We start from the raw sequence: 19609 nt of genomic DNA on the forward strand, positions 1-19609 counted from the left end.
CCCCCCCCCCCCCCCCCCCCCCGGCTGTCTGCGGAACGTAAAACGTTGAGCAGACAGCCGGGGCTCTCACAAGGAACCGTGTTTAGCCGCGCTGCGCGCTGAGCTGGCGGCGGCGCATTTCCAGTTCGAGGAGCTGACGCTGTACCGCTTCGAACTCTTCGTCGTCGGGGTTTGCGCTGAGCTGCTCTAGGCGCATCATCAGGTCGGATTTTTGGCGGGCGATCTGCTGTTCAAACAGGGCATTGAGTGCGCCAGTCACAAAACCGGGCAGACGCTCAGCGCTGCTGACCGGTAGCGGTGAGACGGCGAGCTCCGCGATGGCGGGGTGTACCCCCTCCACAGCGCCGGAGCGCACGCAGTTGATCCATTCGATGCCGGGGGTAGGCGCCATGACGGTTGCCGCGTGAATAATGCCGGCGGCCACCTCGCGGTGGGTGCGGTAGCGGAACTGCACGGTGGCGAGGTTACGCCACTGTTCCACGCTGATGAGCTCGGGGTGCTGCAGGGCAATCTCGAGCGCCGCCTTTTCGAGGCGGGCAACCGGGTCGCGCGGGTCGGGGGTGAGGAATTCCTCGACGGCGGGGGCGGTCGCCTCCGGCTGGGGTGCGGCGGGCTGAATGCTGCTCGGCGGGTGCGCGGCAGCGTTCTGCCCGGCGTAGGCGCTGGGTGCGGCGTGGTCATCCGGGGGCGGTGCGTCGTAGGCGGGGTCATAGGGCGCGTCAGCATGAACTGCCCCCTGAGCGCCCGCGTAACCCTGAGCGCCCGCGTATCCCGGCGTGCCCGGCACTCCCTGCGGCCCCTCGTTCAGACGCTCGTAACGCGGTGCGGCTGCGGGAGCCTCCGCCTGCTGGGAGCGAGAAAGCTTCGGGTGATTCTGCGCGTACGCCACGGCACGCTGAATCTCGTCGAGCTCCAGCCCAAGCTGGCCGGACACCTTACGCATGTATGCGGGGCGCAGGTCGCGGTCCTTAATGCCGGCAATAATCGGGGCGATAGCGCGCATCGCCAGCACGCGGCCTTCAAGGGTCGCCAAATCGTACTTGGCGAGGGTCGAATCAATCGCGAACTCGAACAGCGGGCGGCGCGAAGCAATCAGGGAGCGCACGGCGGCGTCGCCCTTGTGTAGGCGCAGGTCGCAGGGGTCCATGCCGTTCTCGGCAACCGCCACGAAGGTCTGCGCGACGAAGCGCTGGTCCTCCTGGAAGGCGGCCATGGCGGCTTTCTGGCCTGCGGCATCACCGTCGAAGGTGAAGATGATTTCGCCGCCGGAACCGTCATCGGTAATCATGCGGCGCACCATCTTGATGTGGCCGGGACCGAACGCGGTGCCGCAGGTGGCAACGGCGGTGGTGATGCCGGCGAGGTGTGCCGCCATGACGTCCGTGTAGCCTTCCACGATGACGACCTGCTTGGTCTTGGTCATATCGCGTTTTGCCAGGTCAATGCCGTAAAGCACCTGGGATTTCTTGTACAGCTGCGTCTCGGGGGTGTTCAGGTATTTGGGGCCCTGATCGTCGTCGAAGAGACGGCGGGCACCGAAACCGATGGTTTCACCGGCGATAGTGCGGATTGGCCAGATGATGCGGCCGCGGAAGCGGTCGTACAGGCCGCGGTTGCCCTCCGAGAACATGCCGGTCGCCTTCAGCTCCTCGTCCGTGAAACCCTGGGAGCGAAGGTGCTTGAGCAGGTGGTCCCAGCCGCGCGGGGCGTATCCGACACCGAACTTGCGGGTTGCGGCGGGGTCGAAACCGCGGGCGCCGAGGAAGCGCTGCGCCTCCTGAGCATCAGCGCTGTAGAGGTTACGTTCAAAGAACTCGGCGGCAATCTTGTGCGCGTCGAGCAGGCGGCGGCGCATACCCGCCTCGTAGCGGTCGCCGGGCTTACCGCCCTCATAGTGCAGAGTGTAACCAATACGGGCGGCTAGACGCTCCACCGTCTCAACAAAGCTGGTGTGCTCCATCGCCATGACGAAGGAGTACACGTCACCGGATTCACCGCAACCGAAGCAGTGGTACGAGCCGACCTGCGGGCGCACATTGAAGGAGGGCGTGCGCTCGTCGTGGAACGGGCACAGCCCCTTGAAGGTGCCTATACCGGCGCTTTTGAGGCTCACGTAGCCTTCAATGATTTCGCGGATATCGGTACGGGCGCGGACTTCGTCAATGTCTTCTTTGCGGATTAATCCAGCCATAAACTCAATTCTACGGTGGGGGTCAACAGGTAGCGCCTGTGGGCGTTACGGGGGCGCCAAAGAGCGGCGCGAACAGGCTCGAAAAAAAGGATGCGCCGCGACGCGCAAACAGCACGCCGCGGCACACAAGTACGGGGGGGGTTAGCCGCCGGAAATATCCAGCTCAGCCTCCGCCAGACCCAGACGCTCAGCATCGCCGAGGATGCGCGAATCCAGCCAGCCGTCGGGCAGGTGCGGCTGCTTGGGGCTGCCGGCGCGACCGCGCGAACCCTCCACGGCGGCGCCGGGGTAACCAATCGAGTGGTCCAGTTGAGCAATCAGCTCACGGAACGTCGCCAGGTCGGGCACCTGAGCCATCTTTGCGCGCAGCTCACCGCCAACCGGGTAGCCCTTGAAGTACCACGCCACGTGCTTGCGGATTTCGCGCAGGCCTCGAGTCTCATCGCCGAAGGTTTCCACCAGCAGTTCTGCGTGGCGGTAAATCATGTCCGATACCTCAGTCAGGGTCGGGCGGATACGCTCCGACGAACCCTCAAACGCATTCTGCAGGTCACCAAACAGCCACGGGCGACCCTGGCAGCCGCGACCAATCACGACGCCGTCCACGCCGGTCTGCTCAACCATGCGTACCGCATCCTCGGCGGAGAAAATATCGCCATTACCCAGGATCGGCACATCCGGAATCAGCTCACGCAGCTGCGCAATAGAATCCCAGTCAGCCTTACCCGAATAATGCTGAGCTGCAGTACGACCGTGCAGAGCAATCGCCGCGACACCGGCATCACGCGCAATTTTGGCGGACTCCAAGAACGTAATGTGGTCATCGTCGATGCCCTTACGCATCTTAATAGTCAGCGGAATATCGTTGCGGGATGCCTCCTTCACCGCGGTCTGCACAATCGCAGTGAACAGGTCAGTCTTCCAGGGCAGGGCGGCACCGCCACCGCGGCGAGTCACCTTAGGAGCCGGGCAGCCAAAGTTCAAGTCAATGTGGTCGGCACGGTCCTCTTCAACGACCATGCGCACAGCCTTACCGACGTTGACCGCGTCCACACCGTAAATCTGGATGGATCGGATCTTCTCGTCCGGGTCATGCTCAATAATGCGCATGGACTCGGGCTTACGCTCCACCAGGGCGCGCGCAGTCACCATTTCGGTAACGTACAGGCCGCCGCCATATTCACTGCAGAGGCGGCGGAAAGCCTTATTGGTCACGCCAGCCATCGGGGCGAGAACTACGGGAGTATCAACGGTCAGATTGCCCAGTTTCAGGGGCGGAAGGGTAAGACGGGGTGCTTCAGAATTCACCCCTATATTGTGGCATACGGGGGCAAATCGAGAACCGGACTCAGCTGAGGGGGTACAGGAGCACAGTGTAGTGGCACAGCGGCACGGCGCAGGCTCAGCAACCGTGAGGAGGCGCAGGTACGCGAGAGGGGCGGAGGAGCATTCCACTCCCCCGCCCCTTCAGCAAGAGTCAGCCAGCAGGCTCGGTACCGAGAATCTACCTAGTAACCTACTCGGTCACGTAAATATAGGTCGGGTCGCCCTCCACCGAGGCGGTACCGGCACGCAACAGCACGTCAGTCACCTGAACCAGCGCCTCCATGGCATCATCAACCTCAACCAGCACCGGGTACTTAGCGCTCAGCAGGGACAACACCTGCATAATCGCCTCCACGGCGCCCTCATTATCGAAGTCGTAGCCCAGCAGCAGTTCCGTGGCGGTCTTCTCATCCACCAGCGCCGCCTCCGGGTCAGTCTCAAAGGGATGGTAGCTCACCGCAAACGCCACAATCGGGCCCTTCTTACCCTCTGCGGCAGCCTCACGAATATGATCGCGAAGCACCACGGCGCCAAAGGCACGCACCTCATCCGAGAGGAAGTAGCGGTTCACGGTACCCAGACCCACCTCGGCGGGAACATCCCACTGATGCGAGCGGCGGTAGAACTCCCAGAGGGTGGCGGTCAGCTCCACCGAGCCGGTCGCCAAATCCTCAATCGCCTGAGTCTCGTTACCGTCGGCATCCTCACGCAGAGACACCGGGGGAATTGCGCCCGGCTCCACACGCACCATGCGGGAACGCTGAACCAGCTTCATGCCGGCAGCCTGTGCGAACTCCTCACCATCGCTAAACGGGGCGAGCTTCACGCGCAGAGCAGTGGTCTGGCCGTGCGCCGCCGCAATCTCACGCAACGCATCCAGCAGGGCAGTACCAATACCCTGACGGCGGTGGTCAGCCGCGACCTCCACATAGGACCATAGACGCGTCGGATGCAGCATCGAAGCCACCACAGTACCCGCAGCCACCGGCACACCAGAAATAGTCACCACCAGGGTGCGGCTAAACGGCGCATCCGTATCCGGGCCGAAAAGGCCACGCTGGCGCTCCTCAACCTCATTGCGGGCAGAGTTCCAAATCTCAAGCAGGGCAAGGTCATCACCCTCCTGCCAAGGACGAATCTCAAATTTTTCGCTGAGGCGTTCAGCCATATCCGTGCACCTTTCCTTCGCTCGCGTCAAACGTGCCAATCAGTCTAACCAGGGTAGCCCAAATACACGACGGCGGGTAGCCTCTTTCGCTCTAAGAGGCTACCCGCCGACCATGTTATAAATTATTTTTAGCCTGCCAGGCGTGCAGCCAGGTAAGACTTCACCTGATCCAGAGCCACACGCTCCTGGTTCATGGTGTCACGCTCGCGGATGGTCACAGCCTGGTCCTCAAGAGTGTCAAAGTCCACGGTGATGCAGAACGGGGTACCGATCTCATCCTGGCGGCGGTAACGGCGGCCAATAGCGCCCGCCTCGTCGTAGTCCACGTTCCACAGGCCACGCAGCTCATTCGCCAGCTTAGTTGCCGGCTCAGACAGTTCAGCCTTCTTCGACAGCGGCAGAACAGCGGCCTTCACCGGTGCCAGACGCGGGTCAAGCTTCAGCACGACGCGCTTATCCACGCCACCCTTAGTGTTCGGTGCCTCATCCTCAACGTATGCGTCAACAAGGAACGCCATCATGGAGCGGGTCAGACCGAAGGACGGCTCAATCACGTACGGCACGTAACGCTCGCCGGTAGCCTGGTCGAAGTACTCAAGCTTCGCGTTGGAGTGCTCGTTGTGCACGCCCAGGTCGTAGTCGGTACGGTTCGCAACGCCCATCAGCTCGCCCCACTCGGAACCCTGGAAGCCGAAGCGGTACTCAACGTCAATAGTGCCAGCCGAGTAGTGTGCACGCTCCTCCTTGGGGACGTCGAAGCGGCGCATGTTATCCGGGTTAATGCCCAGGTCAACGAACCAGTTCCAGCAGTCCTCAACCCACTCGTTGAAGTACTTATCAGCGTCATCCGGGTGCACGAAGTACTCGATTTCCATCTGCTCGAACTCACGAGTACGGAAAATGAAGTTACCGGGAGTGATCTCGTTACGGAACGACTTACCGATCTGGCCAATACCGAACGGCGGGCGCTTACGAGAAGCAGTCACCACATTGTTAAAGTTCACGAAAATACCCTGAGCGGTCTCCGGGCGCAGGAAGTGCAGACCCTCCTCGTTGTCGACCGGGCCCAGGTAGGTCTTCATCAGACCGGAGAAGTTCTGCGGCTCAGTCCACTCGCCACGAGTACCACAGTTCGGGCAAGCAATTTCATCCATGCCCTCAGCCGGGCGGCCCTTCTTCGCCTCAAAGTTCTCCAGCAGGTGATCCTGACGCAGACGCTTGTGGCAGGACAGGCACTCAACCAGCGGGTCGGTGAAGGTCGCCACGTGACCGGACGCCTCCCACACCGCACGAGGCAGAATAACGGAGGAATCCAGGCCAACCATGTCCGCACGAGAGCGAACGAAACGCTGCCACCACTGCTGACGGATGTTTTCCTTCAGCTCTGCACCGAGGGGGCCGTAGTCCCATGCGGAGCGGGAACCGCCGTAAATTTCACCGGCCTGGAAAACAAAGCCGCGGCGCTTCGCGAGCGCAATAACGTTATCGAGGGTGGACTTTTCAGCCATAGTTACTCCTTCTGCCCCGCCACCGGCTGTGACGTGCGTGAGTTCGGGTTCATAAGGGACGCCGCCCAGAACGGGGCGCCCATATTCGCGCTCATCGGCGCAATATGCACACTTTTTGATGCAAGACACTAGGGTACCATCACCACCCCACCCCTGGGTATGCCTACCCAACCCACCACTCCCCCATTTTTGCCGAACACCAGAATGCACCCGGCGGGATAAACTAGGAAGCATGGAAGAAATTTTTATTCGCGACGACATGATCCGCCTCGGCCAGTTCCTCAAACTCGCCAACCTCGTAGAGGACGGCGCGCAGGCACGCGAGGTCATTCAGCACGGCCTGGTAAAGGTCAACGGCGACATTGAAGAAGCACGCGGCAAGCAGCTGCACCCCGGCGACACCGTGACGTTCAACGGCGTGACCGTGAAGGTCGCGCACGAGGACTAACCCGACCTCTTATTCCGTTTGAGATAGGCCTTTGTGGCAAGGCTAGGAGGCAGTGCTCGTCCTCGTTCCTTTCCCTACCCCCTACCGGAGGCGGGGCGCGCCGCATATTTCCTCCGCGCCTACGCAGGGGCACCCGTCACCCGGACGCTCCGCCCCTCCTCGCTTCGCATCGGAGAGCGTCCGGGCTGACACCCTGAGGGCGCATCCGGAAAACGCGGCCGCGCCCGCACAGCTCTACGGACAGGCCTGCTAACTCCAGCGCAGAAAGGCGGTATCGTCCGAACGTGACATCAGGGTGCCCGAAGCGAAGCGAGGGCGGGTGCCCCTGTAGGAACGAGGACGATAACCGCCTTTCCAAGCGGAACCGTGCATCCCACGCGGAAGCAGAACTACAGCAAAGCCCCCGAGTCATCAGACCCGAGGGCTTTTTCCTATAGCCGTTTTAGGCGTCAGAGCCTTCCGCGGTGCCGGTCGCCTCCGCAACCTTCTGCGCACGAATACGCGGCTCCTTACCCTGCACCTTCACCTCCAGGAACTCGCCCACGTGACGAATCTCCATGGCGCTCACGCCGTGACCCGCACCGGCGTACAGCACCTTAATGCCGTCGGTGTACTTGCGGATCCAGTCGTAGGTGTAGTTCACCATCTCCTGCGGGATGACGGGGTCTTCCTGGTCGCGGCCGAAGAACACCGGCAGTTCGGTCTTCTTCAGCTCCTCATCCTTGAAGTACAGCGAATCTGAGTCCACCGCGTAGCCGGACAGACCCACCACGGCGGCGAACTCGCCGGGAGCGTGACGCACCATCGAGGTTGCGATACCCATGCCCTGCGAGAAGCCCAGCAGGGTCACCGAAGCGTACGGTTCGCGGTTCGCGCGTACCCACTCCAGCACGTAGTCGCTCGCCTGCTCGATGGCGCGCTGATCGGATTCGAGCTGCTGGTTCAGCGGGTACCACTGGTAGCCGATAGCGTCCGCAGCGATGTAGGCGCCGGTCGAGTCCGCGGAGAACTGGCTGCCAACCGGCTGCGGTGCACGCATGGAGGCGTAGGTGAAACCCTCCTGCGGAAGGTGCGCCGCCAGGGACAGCAGGTCGTGCTCCTGGGAGCCGTAGCCGTGCAGCATGAGCACCAGGTGGGTGCCTACACGTTCGTTCTCGGGGCGGGTGTATTCGACGACGTATTTGTTTTCGCTCATGCACCCATCTTAGCGAGGACTCCTCCACAAACCTGCACCGCAGGTTCCGCCGCTAGCTTGACCCTCACCTAACGTGAGGTTTTAGAGTGAAACCATGGACGCGAACAGAACACCGCCTGACGGGCAACACGAATACACCGTAGGAGAAGCGGCATCATTGCACGGGCTAACAGTGCGCACGCTTCACCATTGGGAGCAGCGGGGCTTACTCAACCCGGCACATGATGAGTTCAACGGGTACCGGTACTACACCGATACAGACCTTGAACGAATCACCGTCATCATGGGATACCGCGCCACCGGCATGAGTCTTGACGCTATTCACAAAATACTGCAGGACGAAGCGAACAGCACCGAGCATCTGCTCGCTCAGCGGGATATGCTTCAACGCAAAATCGCCGCGTACGGGCGCATGCTTGAAACCATCGAACACCTTTTGGAGGACACCATGGCACCTAAGAATGAGCAGCTCAGCGCTGCCGAAAAAGCAGAGATTATGGGTGAGGGGTTCAGCCTCGCCCACCAGCAGGAAGCGCAGGAACGTTACGTGAAAACTGACGACTGGGCTGAATACCAGCGCCGAACTGCAACGATGAACCGTGCCGACTGGCAGAACGGCAAACAGCAGGTTGACGAGGTAGAGCAGGCCCTCGTCGAGGCATTCAACCGCGGCGTGCAGCCGGGCAGCGAGGAGGCGAACGCGCTCGCCGAGCGGCACCGCGCCTCTCTGTTCTTTTTTGAGGTCACCCCCGCCAAGCACGCTATTCTAGCCCGCGGCTACGTTGAGGATGCCCGCTTCAAGGCTCACTACGAGAAGCTCGCGACCGGGCTTGCAGAATGGTTGCGGGATGTCATCTACGAGAATGCTCGTGCACACGGTGTCGACCCTGATGAAGCCGCCTGGGGTTAAATCTTTGGCTGAAAATACCCAGTAGCTAGGGGTGAGTAGCTGAGTGTGAAAGCTGAGCACAGAAAAACGCCCGGTATTCCCAACGTTGGGAATACCGGGCGTCGGCGTGCATACCTGCATGAAAATTAGACGGCTATCTAGCGGGTGCCATCGAGGTGACGGCGGTGCTCCTGAATACGGCGATCCAGGTGCTCAAGGTTCTGCTGCAACCCCACAATCTCATCCTCAATCTTCTGACGGGCACGCTCCATCACATCAATAGATAGAGCGTGGTCGTCCGGATTGCTCAAAATCGTGCGAATATCGGCAAGACTCATTCCGGCCTGACGGCAGGTAGCAATAAACCGTGCCGAGGAGATGGACTCCTCGTCAAAAACGCGAGTTCCGTGAGCATCACGGGGCACAGCAATGAGCCCTTCTTTTTCGTAATAGCGCAGGGCGTGGGTGCTCACCCCCAACTGCTCCGCTACCTCTTGAATACTTACCACAGCTTTAATGCTATGGGGTTAGAGCGGGTCTAAAGCAAACCGAGAACCTTTACCTTCCAGTGCAACAGGAGGCTACTTCCGCGGTATCTCGCGGAGCTTTCAAAAAGTGCCAGAAAAACCGGAAAATATTCCCTGACTTGGCACAACACACTTCAAAAAGATAGAAAAAATGCCGGACGCTCGCATCATACGAACGCCCGGCATTCTATTACATAACCCTAAGGGTGAAGGTTAATTCACGGTGGGCGGAAGGACAGTTGAGAATACCCAGCCATTCCCTCACAATCCCACACCCACTGTTTGGATAAAACAACATTCAACAGGATGCGTGAAACGCCTTCGGGTGCCGGTTGAGTTAGCGAGTAACAGCGCCGTACAGACGAGTCATCGAGTCCAGCGCCTCACGCTCACGCTGCGCCTCGCTCGGGGTAGCAGATTCATCTTCAACACCCAGGGCGCGCGCCAGAATCTTCTCCACCTGCTTCGCCTCAATCAGGAAGCCGTCATGGCCGTGGTTCGACTCGATAATATCCACGGCGACCGGGGTGGGCAGCGCCTCCGCCAGACGGTGCGACTCGTGCGGGAAGAACAAGCGATCCGTGTTCACCGCCGCAATCGTCCACTCGCAATCGGTATGCGCCAGCGCCTGCGCCAGAGTGCCGCGGCCACGAGCCACATCATGCGAAATCAGTGCCTCGTTGACCGCCAGGTAGCTGTTCGCGTCAAAACGCTCAACCAGCTTGGCGCCGTGGTGGTCCAGGTAGCTTTCGATGGCGTAGCGGCCACGCGGCTCACCCAGCGAACCGCCCACGGTGCTTTCGCCACGGTTCTCTTCGCGGCCGAAGCGGTGCTCCAGCTCGGCGGGGCTGCGGTAGGTGGTGTGCGCAATACGGCGTGCCAGGGCAAGACCGGTCAGCGGCGCGGGACCGTCATAGTAGTCGCCACCGGCAAAGTTCGCGTCCGAACGAATCGCAATATTCTGGGTGTGTGCCCACGAAATCTGTTCCGCCGTAGCCGAAGGACCGGAGGCGATGACCGCGCATCCGCGCACCAGCTCGGGGTTGGTTGCCGCCCACTCGAGGGCGCGAGCGCCACCGAGGGAACCACCAATCACGTAGCGGAAACTCGTCACGCCCAGTGCACGCGCCAGACGCGCCTCCGCACGTACGGAGTCGCGGATGGTTACCTGTGGGAAGCGGGAACCCCAGTGCTCACCGGCACCCGGGTAGCCTTCGGGAATAATGCTTGCCGGTCCGGTGGAGCCGTAGCAACCGCCCAGAATATTGGGGGCAATCACGAAGTAGCGGTTGGTGTCTACGACCGAGCCGGGGCCCACGATGCCTTCCCACCAGCCGTCCGACTCGATAGCGCGAATCAGCGGGGCGGGCATGTCGGGGGTGGGGACGCCGCGGGAGACATGCGTATCGCCAGTGAGCGCATGCAAAATCAGGATGGCATTATCGCCAGCCTCATTGAGCGTACCCCAGGTTTCGTAGCCGATGGTGACCTGCGGCAGGGTTACGCCGGATTCGAGCTCCAAGTCGCCGATGTTCAGCTGACGCAGGTGGCCTTGCGCTTCGGGGTGCTCGCGCTGGGTGCCCGCCACGGGGATGGGCGCGGTAACAGGCTGGTTGATAGTGCCGGATTGCTTGGAACTGGACAGCGTGGTGCCGGACTGGCTAGTGCTCTGGGTGGTCATGGGGTTCCCTTCACTGGGTTGGCCGGCAAGGTAGTGCCGGGTGTGAGCGGGGTACTCGTCTACGGGTAGAAGAAGCAACGGGTGGGGCGGCATCAGCGCCGCGCAGTGACAAAACGCTCCCTAACGGGGAATCCGCAGGTGGACCGAAAAGCCGTAGCTTGCCGGTCCACCTGCGGGTTACATCACCGTTTAGGAGAGGGTGTCAAAGCCCAGCTGCAGGTCGGCGAGAATATCATCAATGTTCTCAATGCCAACTGCCAGGCGCACAAAGTTCGGGTACACGCCGATCTTCTCCAGCTCCTCAGCGGCAAGCTGGGAGTGGGTGGTGGAGGCGGGGTGAATTACGAGCGAGCGCACGTCACCGATGTTCGCCACGTTGGAGTGCAGCTTCAGGGCATCTACGAAGTCGCGGGTCTGCTCCAGGGTTGCGTCCTTGAGGGTGAAGCCGAGCACCGCGCCGGGACCCTTGGGCAGATACTTCTGTGCGCGCTCGTACCAGGGGGAGGATTCCACGCCAGCCCAGATGACCTTGTCGACCTGCGGGTTTGCTTCGAGCCAGTGGGCGACCTTGGTGGCGTTCTCAATGTGGCGTTCGATGCGCAGGGAGAGGGTCTCCAGGCCGATGCCGATGTTGAAGGCGTTGGTCGGGGAGATGGCGGCGCCGGTGTCGCGCAGCAGGGAGACGCGCGCCTTCAGGATGTAGGAGAGGTTCGCACCGAATGCGGAGTCCTTGCCCAGGTCGCGTGCGTAGACAAGGCCGTGGTAGCCGGGGGCGGGCTGGTTGAACTTGGGGAACTTCTCGGGGTCTGCACCGTAGTCGAAGTTACCGGAGTCAACAATCACGCCGCCGATGGAGGTTCCGTGGCCACCCAGGTACTTGGTTGCGGAGTGAACCACCACGTCCGCGCCGTGCTCGATGGGGCGCAGCAGGTAGGGGGTGGGTACGGTGTTGTCCAGGATCAGGGGCACGCCGTTTTCGTGCGCAATCTTGGCGATGGGCTCGATGTCGAGCACGTCGTTGCGGGGGTTAGGCACGGATTCTCCGTAGAACAGCTTGGTGTTGGGACGAACCGCGGCGCGCCATGCGTCCAGGTCGTCCGGGTTCTCAACGAAGGTGGTTTCGATGCCGAGGTCGGCGAGGGTGTACTTGAGCAGGTTGTAGGTGCCGCCGTATATGGAGGGCGATGCAACCACATGGTCGCCTGCGCCGGCAATGTTCAGGATTGCGTAGGTGATAGCTGCCTGACCGGATGCCAGCAGTAGCGCGCCAACGCCGCCTTCCAGGGAAGCGATGCGGTTTTCGATTACTTCCTGGGTGGGGTTGTTCATGCGGGTGTAAATGGGTCCCAGCTCGGCGAGAGCGAAACGGTTCGCTGCCTGCTCGGCGCTGTCAAAGACATAAGAGGTGGTCTGGTAGATGGGTAGTGCCCGAGCTCCCGTTGCGGCATCCGGCGCCTGACCTGCGTGAATCTGGCGGGTTTCGAACTTCCAACCGGCGGGGTTGGCGGGAGTCGGGACGGTAGTGTTGTTGCTCATGCGTGGCTCCTAATGGGGATTCTTAGGGGGCCGCATGCCGACGGTACAGGAATCGTCGTCGAATAATCCTGTCACGATTGATGTACCGTTATCGGTCACATCGGTCCCGCGCTTGCGTCACGCTTTTGCGTGCCGCCTGGTCTTCACCCAGGGCACCCCACCGCGGAGGAGGGTTGCCGGCCAGCTAGCTGGGGCTTATCGCTGGCGCTCTTGACCTGTATTCAGGGTGTCATAGGGCGTTGGGTGGGGTCAAGGGTTTTGTGGGTGAACGGCACTTTAAGACATTTCATTGCAAAGATGACGTTTTTTAACGCCCGTAACAAAAAACCGCCTGCAACAAAACGTTAGTGACGATGCATGGGCAATCCGAGGGCGAGGCAATCGAGATGCGGAGGTACCCCCCCCCACCCATATAGTAACCCCCATCACTTTTACCTGGGGTTTCGGTACACTGGGACTACGCATACACTCGTGCGGGGCTTCGCACACGTCCCCCTCGCGTACCCTTCCGGCGCAGAAGCCGGAAAACCGACTTCAAAGGTTTGTCCATCATGTCTCTCGTTCTCGATGCGGCACAGCTTAGCCGCGTCTTTGGCACAGGCGAACGCGCCTTCACCGCCGTCGACCGCGTGTCCCTTCGCATCAGCTCCGGCGAGATCCACGCCCTCCTCGGCCCCAACGGCGCGGGCAAAACAACCACCGTGCAGATGTGCTCAACCCTGCTCACCCCCACCAGCGGCACCCTCACCGTGAACGGCATCGACGCCATCGCCCACCCGCAGCGGGCGCGCCGTCACGTGGGTCTCGCGTTGGGCGGGGATAGCGGCTTCTACCCGCGCGCCAGTGCCCGCGATAACCTGCTCTTCTTCGCCGATGTTGCGGGGGTTTCCGGGCGGAGCCGGCGGCGCGAGGTGGACCACGCCCTAGCCCGCGTGGAACTCACCGATGCGGCGGCGCGACCCTTTCAGGAGTTTTCTCGCGGCATGAAGCAGCGCCTGCACATCGCTCGCGCGCTGCTCGGCTCCCCCGCCCTGCTCCTGCTGGACGAGCCGACCAACGGGCTCGACCCCGATATCGCCCTGACCGTGCGAACCCTCATCCGCTCCCTCGCGGAGGACGGCGCCGCCGTTCTGCTGACGAGCCACCTGCTCGGCGAAATTGAGGACCTAGCGCACACCATCACCGTTTTGGGCGCCGGTTCCGTTGCGGTGAGCGGCAGTCTCGAGGACGTTGCCGCACACGCCGGTATTGCCGCCACGACTGTGGTTCAGGTGGATCCCACCGCCACCGAGGGTCTTGATACACTACGCGGATTCCTCCACGATAAGGCGGCGGTACTTTTTGCCCCGCGTGGTTCCGGCTGGGAACTGACCCTCTACTGGCACGGCGAGCGCGCCACGTTCGAGGCGGGCGAGGCTCACCGCATCCTGGCGGATGGACTTGCCACCGCACGCATTGGGGCACGAACCGAACCGTACACACGCCCGGCAACCTTGGAAGAGGCATACCTGGCAATGGCGGAGGGGCTCAAGCGATGAACGCTCAGACGCAACGCTCGGAAGAGTTCCAGCGGCAGGGTCGACGGTACGACCTGTGGCAGGAGTGCGCCCGCCAACTGCGACTCATGGGCTTTAGCCTGCGCCAGTTCCTGACGGTCCCCTACTTCATTCAGCTGCTCATCAGTACGGTACTCGGCTCGGTCATCCTTCAGGCGCTCGCCGTGCATGCGGCGGCGCAGAGCTCCGCGGGTCACTCCGTTGACCCGACCCTCGCGTGGACCCGCGCGGGCATTGTGGGCATGTGGTCGGTCTGCATCGTGTCTGCGGGCATCATCAATTTTGAGCGTTTCCGCGGGACCCTCGTGTACCTGTGTTCGGGGTCGATTTCTCCGGTGCGGGTGCTGGCGGCTATCGTTTCGAGCGCCTCCATTGTGGGTTTGGCGGCTCTACCTCTGTCGTGGGCGTTTTGGGCTCTTGTGACGCTTAACCCGCAGGTCACCGACTTTTCTGCGCTCTGGCCGCGCTACGTTCTGGGCGTTCCCCTGCTGTGGCTTGCCTGCCTGTCGGTCACGTTCATGATTGCGGTGTTCTTCGTGGCAACGCCGAACGCTATCGCCTACGAGGAGCTATTGCTCGTGCCGGTTTTTATTCTTTCCGGGGTTCTCTTCACGACCATTGAAGCGCCCGCCTGGCTGGATGCCGCGGGCGTGCTCATTCCCCTGCAGGCGCCGGTTCACCTCCTACTTGGGCGTACCGCCATCACTAACCCGACGGATGCGCTCCTGCCCGTAATTCAGACCCTGGTCGTGAGCTTCATCTGGGCGTTGTGCGCGTTCCTCTTTGCTCGGAAGGCTCTCGCCTCCGCCCGCCGTCGCGGCACCCTGGGGGCGATGTAGCGTGCGTGTTCTCTCTTCTGCTGCTCTGCCTAGCGTGGCGCGTCGGGCACTGTCGACCGCCTCTATTGGCTGGTCGTCGTCGATTACCTTCGCAACCCTCGGAACGGCTGTCACGACCCTGGTTCTCGTACCCGGTCTTAACGTGCTTTTCACGGTGCTTCTGGGTGCTGATCTTGCCGCGAACGATACGGTGCGCATCGGCTGTGCAACCGCCCTGATTGCCACCCTCAGCTCGGTGGCCGCCGGCATTGTTGCGCGCGTCGCCACAGACCGGTGGATTGGCGTCTTCGAGTACGTGTGCACGGCGCGCCCCGTGGATGCGGGCTACTGGCTGGGCGCGGCGGCGGTACCCGCGCTGCTAGCCTCCGTGACGGGTCTGAGCAATGTGGGCATCGTGTGGTTACTGTCCCTCACGGCACCCTCTACCGGGGCGGCTTCGGGGCTTCTGATTGGAGCCATTGCGCTGATGCCGGTTGCGGTTCTGGGCGGGGTCTGCCTGGGCATTTTTGCCGCCGGGCTGGGCCTGTACCTGTCCGATCCGTACACGGGATCCAATTTTCTGTCGATTATTCTGCCGGTCAGCGCGGGTGTGATCGTTCCGGTGAGCACCTACCCCGCGTGGCTTACGTGGCTATGTTCGTGGGTTCCCGGGTCCCGGCTGGTGCAGGTTTTAGACGCCTCTAGCGGTATTGCGAACGGCACCACCCCGGAGCTCTTCGCGTCCCTGGGGGCAGACGCGGCACTGGCGGTACTCTACGCCGCGGTGGGGTTGGGGCTGACCTTCCTTGCCGCCCGCCGCATCCGTGCAGGCGCCCGCGCCTCGCTGCTATAGGGTGTGAAACCCAAAAAGAACGAACCTTTTAAACACCCTCTCCCCCGGCGCGCTATCCGGGCATGAAAACCGACCGGGCGCCGTACCCAGCCGGGCACCGCAATCCAGAAAGACTATTCCTGTGACCATTGCTCCCGCTTCATACACCTTAGAGACCCTAGGGTTCGACCCCTCCTGGCAGGGTTCAGCAATCCGCGCCGCGTTCACCCTCGGCGGTACCCTCGAAAACTTTACCCTCGCCCGTGTCAGCGCCGTGCACCGCACCCGCTGCGAGCTACTGACCTGCGAGCGGGGTGAGCTCATTAAGCTTTCCGCTCCGCTGCGTCCGGTTGAGAACGACTACGGCGAAGAAGAGTACCCCGTCGTCGGCGACTGGGTACTCACCCAACCCATCCCCGGAACTGGCGGTGCAGCCCATCCGGCGGAGCATAAATTCCTCGCGATACTGCCCCGGCGAAGCTACCTCACCCGCCCCAGCGCCACCCGAGAATCCGCGGATCAGCCTGTCGCCGCCAACGTGGATATGCTCTGCATCGTTGAGCCCTGCTTCCCCGAGCCGTCCATTGGGCGAATTGAACGCTACACCGCCCTGGCGCACGCTTCCGGGGTGCAGGTCGCACTGATTCTCACCAAGGGTGACCTAGTAACGGCTGAACAGCTCACCAACTACAGGGACTCCCTCGCAGGTGGTGTGGATGCGGTACTCGCCGTCTGCACGGACAACGGCTACGACCCTGCCCCGGTCGCGGAGCTTGTCGCCGGACGCACCGCCGCATTCCTGGGCCGTAGCGGCGCAGGCAAATCTACCCTCGTCAACGCTCTGCTCAACCCCGGAGTTGACCCCCGCGAGGATAGCCAAGAATATCAGGTGCAGGTCACCTCCACGGTCCGCGATGCTGACGGCAAGGGGCGCCACACCACCACCAGCCGCCAGATGCTTGTTTTACCCGGTGCGGAAGGCTCAAGCGAAGGAGACTCGACCAACGCAAAATCATCATCTGGCACGGTGCTGATCGACACTCCGGGCGTACGAGCCCTAGCCGCAACGAGCGATAGCGCCGCCATTGACGAAACCTTCGACGACGTCTCCAGCTACGCCGCCGCCTGCCGGTACAGCGACTGCTCCCACGGCTCCGAACCCGGATGCGCGGTGCAGCAGGCGCTCGCCGACGGTTCCCTCGACCCCGAGCGCTTCGAACGCTACCGCAGGATGATGGCGGAATCCGCGCGCCTGCGCCTGCGTTCTCAGGAGCGCGAGTACCGGCAGAGTAACCGCGCCTTCACGAAGGCGAACAAGGCGGGCCGCCGCACGCTCATGTCCATTAAGGGACGCGCCAACTAGCCGATAAACGCGCACGCCCCGGCGAGGCTACCGCGGGGCTTCCACAGGCTGAGCCGGGCAGCCCCGCACATGCCGCAATATAGTAGCCTGCCTCACTCTTCGATACACTAGAACTAGGCGTGCCCACACTCCCCCGCGCATCCTCCCCGCCACCCGGCGGCGCAGGAACGCGGGCGCAGACGGCACACACCATTCACAAACCCATAACTCAATGAAAGAGGTGGCAGCATGGCTGAACAGAACCTCACCCCGCCCGTACCGAAGAAGGTCGAGCACCGCCGCGAACACCACGGCGACGTCTTCATCGACCCCTACGAATGGCTCCGCGACAAGGAAAGCGAAGAGGTCCTCAACTACCTCAAGGCAGAAGCCGAATACACCGAAGCTGTCACCGCAGACCAGCAGCCCCTCCGCGAATCCATCTTCAACGAAATCAAGGACCGCACCCTGCTGTCAGATCTGACCGTCCCGAACCGTATCGGTGACTGGTGGTACTACAGCCGCATGGTGCCCGGCGGCCAGTACCCCGTCTTCTACCGCTACCCCGCCCTGCACGAAGGCGACGAGGTGGTGCGCTACACCCCGCCGACCATCACCCCCGGCGAAGTACTAGAGGGTGAAGTCGTCATCCTCGACTGCAACGAATACGCCAAGGACATGGAGTTCTTCTCCCTCGGCAGCTTCCAGCCCGCACGTAACGGCAAACTGCTGAGCATCTCCGTGGACGAAAAGGGCGACGAACGCTACGAGCAGCGCTTCCTCAACATGGAAACCGGCTCCTTCCTCGAGGACACCATCCCCAACATTGCGGCGGGCTCCTTCTTCATCAACCACGCCGAGCAGCTCATCTACCTCGTACCCGACGAGTCGTGGCGCCCCTGGCGTGTCTACGTGCACGACGTCGGGCAGGGCACCGAAGACCACCTGATCTACGAGGAACCGGACAACACCATGTGGCTCGGCGCCGCCATGAGCTCCGACCGTTCCTCCGTAGTCATCACTAGCTCCAACTCCGAGTACACGGAGGTGCGCCTCATCCCCACCCGCGAGCCCAAGGGCGAGCCGACCCTGCTCATCCCCAAGAGCGCGGGCATCGAATACTACGCCGAGCCGCTCAACATTGCCGGTGAGCAGCACCTGCTGATTCAGCACGACTACAATGCGCTGAACTCCGAGCTGGTGCTTGCCGACATGCCGCGCGAGGGCGAAAGCCTCGAAGAGTACGCGCAGCGTTGGGTGCCGGTCATCCGTCACAGCGAACACGTGCGCCTGGAAGGCTTCACCTTCACCGCAACGCACCTGGTTGTTACCGCCCGCGCGGACACGACCACCCGCATCTTTCTCGCACCGCGTGAGCAGCTACCCATCCAGTGGCGCCGCCGCCGCCCGGCCGGCGTGACCTTCATGGAACCTGCCGGCTTCGACGAGGAACTGTACACCGCCTCCGTGCTGCGCGCCGAGAACTACTCCCCCGTGCTGCGCATCGCCTACACCTCGTACCTGACTCCGCGCCGCGTCTACGACTACTTCCCCATGTCGCAGACACTGCTGCTGCGCCGTGAAACCCCGGTGCTGGGCGGCTACAACCGCGAGGACTACCGCGCCTACCGCGACTGGGCACCTGCGGCGGACGGTACGCTCATCCCGATCTCGGTGATTCACCGCGCCGACCTGGACATGAGCAAGCCGCACCCGGTCATCCAGTACGGTTACGGCTCGTACGAGTCGTCCATGGACCCGATGTTCTCCATCCCGATGCTGTCGATCCTGGACCGCGGCGTCATCTACGTCATTGCGCATATTCGTGGCGGCGGCGAGATGGGCCGCTCCTGGTACCAGAACGGCAAGAAGCTCGCGAAGAAGAACACCTTCACCGACTTCGTGGACGTCACCAGCTACATTGCGGCTAAGCCGTGGGCTGATGAGGCGCGTATCGGCTGCTACGGCGGTAGCGCCGGCGGCCTGCTCATGGGCGCCGTGCTGAACCTCGCCCCCGAAAAGTACGCCGCCTGCCTGGCTGCCGTACCGTTCGTGGATGCGCTGACCACCATCCTCGACCCGGAGCTGCCGCTGTCGGCGATGGAGTGGGAAGAGTGGGGCAACCCGATTGAGGACCCGGAAGTGTACGCCTACATGAAGTCGTACACCCCGTACGAGAACATCCGCCCGGTCCGTTACCCGGCGATTGCTGCTGTGACGAGCCTGCACGACACCCGCGTGCTCTACGTGGAACCCGCCAAGTGGATTGCGGCGCTGCGCGAGCAGATTGACCCATCGTCGCCGGTGCCGCTGCTGAAGATTGACATGTCGGGCGGTCACGGTGGTGGTTCCGGCCGGTATACGCGTTGGCGCGAGATGGCGTGGGATTACGCGTTCCTCATGAGCAACCTCGGCGTTACTGAATAGCTGGTCTCTTAAATAGAACGCTCCGTCTGTATCTAAGTGATACGGACGGAGCGTTCTTCGTTTTCGTTCTGAGTATGAGGGCCGGTGTTCGTCCTCGTTCCTCTCCCCTTACCTAAGGATGCGGCCGGTGCGCACCTTCCTACGCTCCTACAGGGGAACCCACCC

Annotated in this window: 15 protein-coding genes, 1 pseudogene and 1 riboswitch; of the genes and pseudogenes, 8 read left to right on the forward strand and 8 right to left on the reverse strand. The window is 62.2% G+C overall.

All coding sequences use genetic code 11. From position 1 onward, the window contains the following. Positions 1–82: 82 nt before the first annotated feature. From dnaG to HMPREF2710_RS09140, 4 genes are all read right to left on the reverse strand, one after another. Positions 83–2191 carry a DNA primase gene (dnaG, locus tag HMPREF2710_RS09125; protein ID WP_070600716.1) on the reverse strand — a complete coding sequence of 703 codons (2109 nt, stop codon included), beginning with the start codon at positions 2189–2191 and terminating at the stop codon, positions 83–85. Between the two features lie 141 nt (positions 2192–2332). Then, entirely contained in the window at positions 2333–3499 is a 1167-nt protein-coding gene (gene dusB, locus HMPREF2710_RS09130; RefSeq protein WP_049355088.1) for a tRNA dihydrouridine synthase DusB, read from the reverse strand. Between the two features lie 208 nt (positions 3500–3707). Further along, entirely contained in the window at positions 3708–4685 is a 978-nt protein-coding gene (locus tag HMPREF2710_RS09135) for a GNAT family N-acetyltransferase (RefSeq protein ID WP_070600717.1), read from the reverse strand. A 128-nt stretch (positions 4686–4813) separates the two neighbouring features. After that, the gene (locus HMPREF2710_RS09140; RefSeq protein ID WP_049341669.1) at positions 4814–6193 is read right to left on the reverse strand and encodes a glycine--tRNA ligase; all 1380 of its coding nucleotides are present in this window, start codon (positions 6191–6193) and stop codon (positions 4814–4816) included. 232 nt (positions 6194–6425) lie between these two features. On the opposite strand from HMPREF2710_RS09140, the gene HMPREF2710_RS09145 reads away from it, so the two are divergent. Beyond that, a complete protein-coding gene (locus tag HMPREF2710_RS09145) occupies positions 6426–6641 on the forward strand; it encodes an RNA-binding S4 domain-containing protein (protein ID WP_005508828.1) in 216 nt (71 codons plus the stop codon). A 442-nt stretch (positions 6642–7083) separates the two neighbouring features. Here HMPREF2710_RS09145 and HMPREF2710_RS09150 read toward each other — a convergent pair whose 3' ends face one another. Continuing rightward, positions 7084–7836, reverse strand: coding sequence for an alpha/beta hydrolase (locus HMPREF2710_RS09150; RefSeq protein WP_070600718.1), 753 nt, complete (start codon positions 7834–7836; stop codon positions 7084–7086). A 94-nt stretch (positions 7837–7930) separates the two neighbouring features. Here HMPREF2710_RS09150 and HMPREF2710_RS09585 point away from each other — a divergent pair. Both HMPREF2710_RS09585 and HMPREF2710_RS09590 read left to right on the forward strand, forming a co-directional pair. Next, positions 7931–8212: pseudogene (locus HMPREF2710_RS09585) on the forward strand (MerR family transcriptional regulator); the annotation flags it as partial. Positions 8213–8284: 72 nt separating this feature from the next. Then, on the forward strand, positions 8285–8746 hold the full coding sequence (locus tag HMPREF2710_RS09590) for a TipAS antibiotic-recognition domain-containing protein (protein ID WP_246823716.1): 462 nt from the start codon (positions 8285–8287) through the stop codon (positions 8744–8746). A gap of 137 nt (positions 8747–8883) precedes the next feature. Here the strand turns inward: HMPREF2710_RS09590 and HMPREF2710_RS09160 are convergent, their stop codons facing one another. From HMPREF2710_RS09160 to HMPREF2710_RS09170, 3 genes are all read right to left on the reverse strand, one after another. Then, positions 8884–9234, reverse strand: a complete 351-nt coding sequence (locus HMPREF2710_RS09160) for a MerR family transcriptional regulator (protein WP_070507770.1) — start codon at positions 9232–9234, stop codon at positions 8884–8886. A 355-nt stretch (positions 9235–9589) separates the two neighbouring features. Continuing rightward, entirely contained in the window at positions 9590–10933 is a 1344-nt protein-coding gene (locus HMPREF2710_RS09165) for a homoserine O-acetyltransferase MetX (protein ID WP_210388915.1), read from the reverse strand. A 189-nt stretch (positions 10934–11122) separates the two neighbouring features. After that, entirely contained in the window at positions 11123–12469 is a 1347-nt protein-coding gene (locus HMPREF2710_RS09170; protein ID WP_070600720.1) for a bifunctional o-acetylhomoserine/o-acetylserine sulfhydrylase, read from the reverse strand. A gap of 103 nt (positions 12470–12572) precedes the next feature. Beyond that, positions 12573–12685: riboswitch (SAM riboswitch) on the reverse strand. Positions 12686–13020: 335 nt separating this feature from the next. Between HMPREF2710_RS09170 and HMPREF2710_RS09175 the strand changes: the two genes are divergently transcribed. The 5 genes from HMPREF2710_RS09175 to HMPREF2710_RS09195 all read left to right on the forward strand — a co-directional run bounded on the left by HMPREF2710_RS09175 (position 13021) and on the right by HMPREF2710_RS09195 (position 19444). Then, positions 13021–14007, forward strand: coding sequence for an ABC transporter ATP-binding protein (locus HMPREF2710_RS09175; RefSeq protein ID WP_070600721.1), 987 nt, complete (start codon positions 13021–13023; stop codon positions 14005–14007). Continuing rightward, the gene (locus HMPREF2710_RS09180) at positions 14004–14864 is read left to right on the forward strand and encodes an ABC transporter permease (protein WP_049358359.1); all 861 of its coding nucleotides are present in this window, start codon (positions 14004–14006) and stop codon (positions 14862–14864) included. The genes HMPREF2710_RS09175 and HMPREF2710_RS09180 overlap by 4 nt, the downstream gene beginning before the upstream one ends. Before the next feature lies 1 nt (position 14865). Then, the gene (locus HMPREF2710_RS09185; RefSeq protein ID WP_049358358.1) at positions 14866–15696 is read left to right on the forward strand and encodes a hypothetical protein; all 831 of its coding nucleotides are present in this window, start codon (positions 14866–14868) and stop codon (positions 15694–15696) included. Positions 15697–15817: 121 nt separating this feature from the next. Continuing rightward, entirely contained in the window at positions 15818–17038 is a 1221-nt protein-coding gene (rsgA, locus tag HMPREF2710_RS09190) for a ribosome small subunit-dependent GTPase A (RefSeq protein WP_070600722.1), read from the forward strand. A gap of 228 nt (positions 17039–17266) precedes the next feature. Next, a complete protein-coding gene (locus HMPREF2710_RS09195; protein WP_070600723.1) occupies positions 17267–19444 on the forward strand; it encodes a S9 family peptidase in 2178 nt (725 codons plus the stop codon). Positions 19445–19609 lie beyond the last annotated feature (165 nt).

Source organism: Rothia sp. HMSC069D01, assembly GCF_001810135.1.
In the GTDB taxonomy this organism is placed as follows: Bacteria; Actinomycetota; Actinomycetes; order Actinomycetales; family Micrococcaceae; genus Rothia.

Excerpts from the sequence above, each read along its gene's own strand:
- HMPREF2710_RS09150 (WP_070600718.1), bottom strand. The coding sequence starts at position 7,836 with ATGAGCGAAAACAAATACGTCGTCGAATACACCCGCCCCGAGAACGAA.
- HMPREF2710_RS09170 (WP_070600720.1), bottom strand. The coding sequence starts at position 12,469 with ATGAGCAACAACACTACCGTCCCGACTCCCGCCAACCCCGCCGGTTGG.
- HMPREF2710_RS09180 (WP_049358359.1), top strand. The coding sequence starts at position 14,004 with ATGAACGCTCAGACGCAACGCTCGGAAGAGTTCCAGCGGCAGGGTCGA.
- HMPREF2710_RS09135 (WP_070600717.1), bottom strand. The coding sequence starts at position 4,685 with ATGGCTGAACGCCTCAGCGAAAAATTTGAGATTCGTCCTTGGCAGGAG.
- dnaG (WP_070600716.1), bottom strand. The coding sequence starts at position 2,191 with ATGGCTGGATTAATCCGCAAAGAAGACATTGACGAAGTCCGCGCCCGT.
- HMPREF2710_RS09145 (WP_005508828.1), top strand. The coding sequence starts at position 6,426 with ATGGAAGAAATTTTTATTCGCGACGACATGATCCGCCTCGGCCAGTTC.
- HMPREF2710_RS09195 (WP_070600723.1), top strand. The coding sequence starts at position 17,267 with ATGGCTGAACAGAACCTCACCCCGCCCGTACCGAAGAAGGTCGAGCAC.
- HMPREF2710_RS09175 (WP_070600721.1), top strand. The coding sequence starts at position 13,021 with ATGTCTCTCGTTCTCGATGCGGCACAGCTTAGCCGCGTCTTTGGCACA.
- HMPREF2710_RS09140 (WP_049341669.1), bottom strand. The coding sequence starts at position 6,193 with ATGGCTGAAAAGTCCACCCTCGATAACGTTATTGCGCTCGCGAAGCGC.
- HMPREF2710_RS09165 (WP_210388915.1), bottom strand. The coding sequence starts at position 10,933 with ATGACCACCCAGAGCACTAGCCAGTCCGGCACCACGCTGTCCAGTTCC.
- HMPREF2710_RS09590 (WP_246823716.1), top strand. The coding sequence starts at position 8,285 with ATGGCACCTAAGAATGAGCAGCTCAGCGCTGCCGAAAAAGCAGAGATT.